Genomic DNA, 1182 nt, shown 5'->3' with positions numbered 1-1182 from the left:
CCAGACCTAAATAGTCATTGGATGCCAGATTCAGCATCTCTTGGCCATTGAGTTGCAATCTTGGCTGGCTAGAAATATTGGACTTAAACTGGCGATATTGCCCTTGCTGTTTCAAGTCATCTAGCTGCTGCTGGAAATGCTCAAGATGGTTCATGCTACTGCCTCTATCTGCTGAATCATCTCCCGCATATGCTTTAATAAAGTTTCAAGTTGCTGTGTTGAAATTACATATGGCGGCATGACATAGACCAGACGGCCAAAAGGACGAATCCAGACGCCACGGCATACACATTCAGCCTGAAAACGAGCCAAATCAATAGTTTGATGTAGCTCAACCACGCCAATTGCGCCGAGGACACGCACATCTTTGACTTGTGCCAAGGATTTTAAATCCAGTAAATATTGTTCTAGTGTACTTTCAATCTGTTGAATACGCGTCTGCCAGTCTTGAGCCAGTAACAGCTGGGTACTTTTTAATGCGACCGCACAGGCCAACGGATTAGCCATAAAAGTTGGGCCATGCATGAACACACCCGCTTCACCACTTGAAATCGTCTCTGCTACATGGCGAGTGGTTAAGGTCGCTGACAAGGTCATATAACCACCAGTCAATGCCTTACCGATACACATAATGTCTGGTGTGACCTGAGCGTGTTCATAAGCAAATAGTTTTCCAGTGCGGCCAAAACCGGTGGCAATTTCATCTAAAATCAGCAGTACATCGTACTTTTCACACAACAACTTAGCTTGCTTTAAATATTCTGGATGATAGAAACGCATCCCGCCTGCACCTTGCACAATCGGCTCAATGATCATGGCAGCAATCTGTTGATGCTGCTGTACCAGCAGGCGCTCAAGTGGCTGTATATCTTCTGGTTGCCATGCCCCATCAAAACGGCTTTGAGGTGCCGGAACAAATAAACGGTTCGGCAAACTCGAACCAAAAATTTGATGCATACCAGTTACAGGATCACAAACCGACATGGCATTCCAGGTGTCGCCATGATAGCCAGAGCGTGTGGTAACAAAGTTAGTTTTTTGCGGTTGCTGACGCGCATGCCAATATTGCACAGCCATTTTCAACGCTACTTCAACCGCGACCGAGCCGGAATCAGCAAAGAAAATTTTATCCAGTGCAGGCGCCGTGATCTCGAGTAGCAGTTTAGACACATCAATCGCAGG

General features: G+C 46.3%; 1 protein-coding gene and 1 pseudogene. Both read right to left on the bottom strand.

Going from position 1 to position 1182, the window contains the following annotated elements; genetic code table 11:
• Positions 1-154, bottom strand: a pseudogene (locus ACNPNW_RS16395) (8-amino-7-oxononanoate synthase); the annotation flags it as partial.
• The coding region (gene bioA, locus ACNPNW_RS16390; protein ID WP_448767201.1) for an adenosylmethionine--8-amino-7-oxononanoate transaminase at positions 151-1182 on the bottom strand (1032 nt) is incomplete at its 5' end. The pseudogene ACNPNW_RS16395 and the gene bioA, both read right to left, overlap by 4 nt.

The organism is Acinetobacter endophylla, from assembly GCF_053543775.1.
The sequence above is the reverse complement of the archived record's forward strand: the minus strand, read 5'-3'. Positions and strand labels throughout refer to the sequence as shown.